This is a genomic window from Bradyrhizobium sp. 17 (assembly GCF_023073515.1).
Lineage (GTDB): Bacteria > Pseudomonadota > Alphaproteobacteria > Rhizobiales > Xanthobacteraceae > Bradyrhizobium > Bradyrhizobium canariense_D.
The window spans coordinates 8,320-12,671 of record NZ_JADPJQ010000071.1 but is presented as its reverse complement, the minus strand read 5'-3'; the positions used below and the strand labels follow the sequence as shown (position 1 = coordinate 12,671).

Here is a 4,352-nt window from a genome sequence, read left to right as displayed (position 1 = left end):
GAACATCGAGCGACCCTTCGACTTCGATCTTGGCGCCGGTGTTCGAGATATCGAGCAAGACGCAGCTTCGCCGCCAAGTGCCGTCGGAGCCCATCAGGTTCACGGGGTGTCTGTTGTCCATGCGCACCCGAGACGCCTTGCGACCGTCGAATTTCATTGGTTTCCTGCCGATCTTGCAGTGCCGCCGTGGGCGCCCGCGGAGATTTCTCCCCAACGAACGGACCATTGGCTGGTCGAGAGATGAAGCGTTTCGAACAGCACCTGTGCTCGTGCGCGTTCGCCTAGTGAAAGCCCCGCGCCGCGACTGTTGAGGATCGCCAGCGTGGTCTGCCAGCTCAAGCGCGATGCCCGGCACGCCATAACCGGGCCTTCGTAACCGGACTCTGCCATAACCTGCTCGATGGCCTCAATCGGTGCTCCCGACAGCACCGACAAGGCCGTAAACAGGTTGGCTGTCTCACGCCGGATCGCGAACCGATTGACAGTCGAGTCGCTCAGCTTTCCGCTCCGATTGAGCGATATGATCTCCGGCCTCGCAGCGGCGTACTCAGTGTCGCAAGGCCGCTTCGCTGTCGCTAATACTTGCGAGGAAGCGTTCGCGTTGGAAGCTTTAATCGCCGGCCGTGGCGATGCCGACAGCAGCTCCCGAACCACCATGTCCGGGGTGTCTGGCCTCAGCGTCAGCGCTTTCGTGATCTCGTCGTCATCCACGGCCCTACGGACCAAGTTGGCATAGGCCGCGCCTGAGAATTCAGCGCCCGGATTGCCGATGACGGCCAGACAAGTCTTGCTGCTGCCGCGCTGCAATATTGCCTCAGTCACTGGGCTTTCGATCCTGCGCCGGCCAGCTATGGCGAGAAGGTGATCCTCGCTGCCGGACGTCGCGATCGCCACGAGATCAGCCGGCGATAGGGCGGGAGATTTCATAAGGATCGGGACTGCGATCGCCGGATCGCCGCACGAGGCGAGACGTCGCAGCGTCTTCATCGGAGCAGTACCCAGCTCGGCGAGCGTAATGCTGAGCTCGGCGAGCGTCCCCGGCGTAATCCGCCGGGCTAAGCGAATTAGAACGTCGTCAAGCAGGCCGACCTGCGGCTCTTGCAATCGGTTATTACCGTCGACGAGCAGCTCGGTGGTGCGCCAGAGCATGCGCGCACAACGTTCGGATGAGCACCTTGCGATGGTGGCATCCAACTCAGTAATGAGATCGGCCGCAGAAATTGCCCTCATTGGCTGGCCCAAATTCATTTTAATATCGTCACGTCAAATCAAACGTATTACGCGCTGAAGTTGTTAAGATTCCTTTATATGCCAAACCGTGACATACGAGAGGCTGTTATAATTCAACTGAACGGCGCTCCGTGGCGTATTAAAGTACCTGCTATCCGACGCTGCGGCCGGCGCGTGGACGACTGCCCAACCTGTAACGCATTCCTTGGGGTGATAGCTGCCACAACTCGCGTGATGGCGGTCCAGCTTTGGACAGCCGCTAAAGTTCGGCATTATGGCCTTCAGGGCGAAGAAAAGCTTATGCGGGCGGGCGGTAGCGTCGTTCAGCGACATTGCAACTGACATCGACCGAAGCTGCAGACGCGCTCATCGCCAGTCGCGAACGGCCGCCTTCGGCGACTGCCTCGAGTTTGTCCACTTCGAGCACTTCTTTGGCTTGCTTCGACATTCGAGCAAGCTGCCACGGTCGTTGCCGACGTTTATGACCGCCGGCGCATCATGGAAGAATGTGCCGCGGACCTCCGCGAACTGATCAGGAAGGTACGCCGCAAGCTGAACTCCTGAAGGTCGGGGGACATCCCGAACGCGTCATAAAGCCGCAACGGCCGAACTTTGCCAGCGAGCCCGCATTGTCAGCAAGGGCACCCCCCAGTTTCTTTCTAATTTGTGCTTCGGCCAATTTTTTGAGATCAGCTTTTTCTCGCATTCTTTTGAAGCGTCATCCTGCGTGTCCCGCCCATCCAAAGTTCGCATATTGCTGCATTGTCGAAACTGTGCGAGCAGCAATTAGAAAGGCTGCGCATCGATCCAGAGATCGAAAAGCAATATGGCGAAATCCGTCTGCTGAGGGAGAGACTAAGATTAGCCCTCAACCGGAAGAAGCTTGTCCCGCCGCTCTGACACGAGCGTCGCGATCTGTCACTGGCAAACGCGCCTGATGCATCGATGAGCGCTCCTTGTGAGGGAGTGGACTGGGCCCCCTACAGTAGGGCCGAAGTTCGAATGCAGCGGAAAATGTGGGCAATCTCACAAAAGTGCACAGAAAGCCGGGCTGGGATCCGATATGCTCTTTCGTTTCACCGCCCAGTGCGGGTGCGGCAGCTTTTTTGCCAAGCGTTTTTTCTGGCTTTGTGTTGGAGGCATTGATGAAGAACTCTCGCGGTCTCCTTTTTGCCCAACGGTTGAACGAACTCAATTCTCGGCTCTCAGAATTGGAAGAACTTCGAGCGCGGATTATAGAAGCGGAGCGACGCACCTGCGGTGCACCGTCACTACAATCGATGCCAAAAAATCCGAAGGCTCGCGAAAATCGAGACCTTTCCTGACACTCGTAACCGGCGCGCGCCGCTTCTATGCGACGGACTTCCTGAAGGGCGCGACCGCCGCCCTGATGGAGTGGACGGCTTCACCTATGAAAATGCTGGAACTCGAGAGGACTGCGACGTTGCGGCCATTCCGTTCAAGTATTGCGGGACGCTCCATGATTTCAGCCGATCGGTCGAACGAGAACACCGTTGTCCCTACACAGTTGCCGATCGCGGGCAGTTGGCACCTCCCCGAGTGGATTTTCGGAGTGAGCTTTTTCCTCAGCATCATGCTGGCGATGGCGGGATGGCTCTACATGCTAGGCGCGCTTACCTTGAAAGTTGCCTTTTGGTTGGCTTCCTAGCTTACGCTTGGCTAGAATTTACTGGCGCTCCATAGGACCTAGCATCGTCGCCCGGCTTGCTGTGGCGCTAGCTCGCCCAAGCTGGCGGAGCGGCCCCGGCCTTGACCCCCCAGGCAATGCAGCCGGGGTCGTCTCTAAGCCGCTACTGGGACACCCCCTGCGGCAAGGCGGAGGACAGCAGCGATGCTCCTTTGCACTTACAGCATAAGCAATCTGACCGAGTTCGAATCCGATCTCGCCCACATCATCTGGATCGGGAGGAGGCGCAAGAGTTTGCGTCCGTCCTGGCGCAAGAGATCCTCGCGGAAATGCCCGAGCTAAGTTGTAGGGAATGTGCATCGTCGTTTACGACGAGGATGGCAACGCCATTGCGCACGCTCCACTGGCCGCGTTGCAATAGCGACTCCGATCGAACCATCCTCTTGATTTGGTAACGACGGCGTGAACCCGCGATCGTCATCTTCGGCGAGATACGCGAGATGAGCCTACGTGGCGTCTTGATCTACTGCCATCGGGTCACTGAGCCCCGATCGCTGGCCGACGATGTCCGTTATCTGATGTCGAGCCTCGTTTCGTGTGCTCCGGATGCGGCAACCGAGGTGCTGAGGTCAGACCGGATTCAGCAGCGGCAAGCCGGCTCAATTTGCGGCGTTGAAGGCTGGTTATCCACGCACCGGCTCTGCAGTGCAGACCCGCCTCAATGGCCGCAATGTTCTCGTCGGCCTAATCGCCTGACCCTTGAAAATCCCTCCTCGCATCCAGGTAGATGATAAGGCGCCGACGCAGCTTTGGATCTCCTTCGATCGAGATGGAGCCGTCAGCAGCAACTGGGAGATGGCCCGCGCAGCCATGTATTGCGCTGCGGGCCGGCTTCTCTCGCTCCCGACTAACACAACGTTTCCGCATGGACCTGAAACAGACCATCGCCAACCGGGCCGCGCCGATGAATCCAAAGATCAAAGAGCGCAAAATCGCACGGTCATGGCGCGAGCACCCTGCGAATGGACACCTAAAATTAGACAGGAGACTTTACAGATCCGACAAACCAACTTTCGGCTAAAGTCAGGGTTCTGAGTCCCGCCGAAAATAGTTGAAGCTTAAAGCATCTGTCTGTACTCTAAGATCTTCTCTAGCGACCTATCTAGAATGCGACCGACATATCCGTGTCGCCGTCCGCCAATCTTTTCAGCTCAATCTGCGCTGTTTCACGGAAAGCGTGAACTGAATGTCACCTTCCTCTACCGACAAGATCGCGCTCTTCATCGATGGAGCCAATCTCTACGCGACGGCGAAAACTCTGGGCTTCGACATCGATTACAAGCGCCTGCTGAAGGAGTTTCAGAGCCGCGGGACGCTGCTTCGGGCGTTCTACTACACCGCGATCATCGAGGATCAGGAATACTCCTCGATCCGGCCGCTGATCGACTGGCTCGACTACAACGGCTACACCGTG

4 protein-coding genes are annotated in these 4,352 nt (G+C 57.7%); 2 read left to right on the top strand and 2 right to left on the bottom strand.

Translation table 11 applies throughout. From position 1 onward, the window contains the following. The coding region (locus tag IVB13_RS13680; protein WP_247489199.1) for a PilZ domain-containing protein at positions 1-157 on the bottom strand (157 nt) is incomplete at its 3' end. Further along, on the bottom strand, positions 154-1,230 hold the full coding sequence (locus tag IVB13_RS13675) for a DUF2336 domain-containing protein (protein ID WP_247489197.1): 1,077 nt from the start codon (positions 1,228-1,230) through the stop codon (positions 154-156). The genes IVB13_RS13675 and IVB13_RS13680, both read right to left, overlap by 4 nt. 1,063 nt (positions 1,231-2,293) lie before the next feature. Between IVB13_RS13675 and IVB13_RS13670 the strand changes: the two genes are divergently transcribed. Then, positions 2,294-2,899, top strand: coding sequence for a hypothetical protein (locus IVB13_RS13670; RefSeq protein ID WP_247489185.1), 606 nt, complete (start codon positions 2,294-2,296; stop codon positions 2,897-2,899). Between the two features lie 1,225 nt (positions 2,900-4,124). After that, positions 4,125-4,352 (top strand): NYN domain-containing protein (locus IVB13_RS13665; protein ID WP_247489183.1); only part of this gene is annotated, 228 nt, incomplete at its 3' end.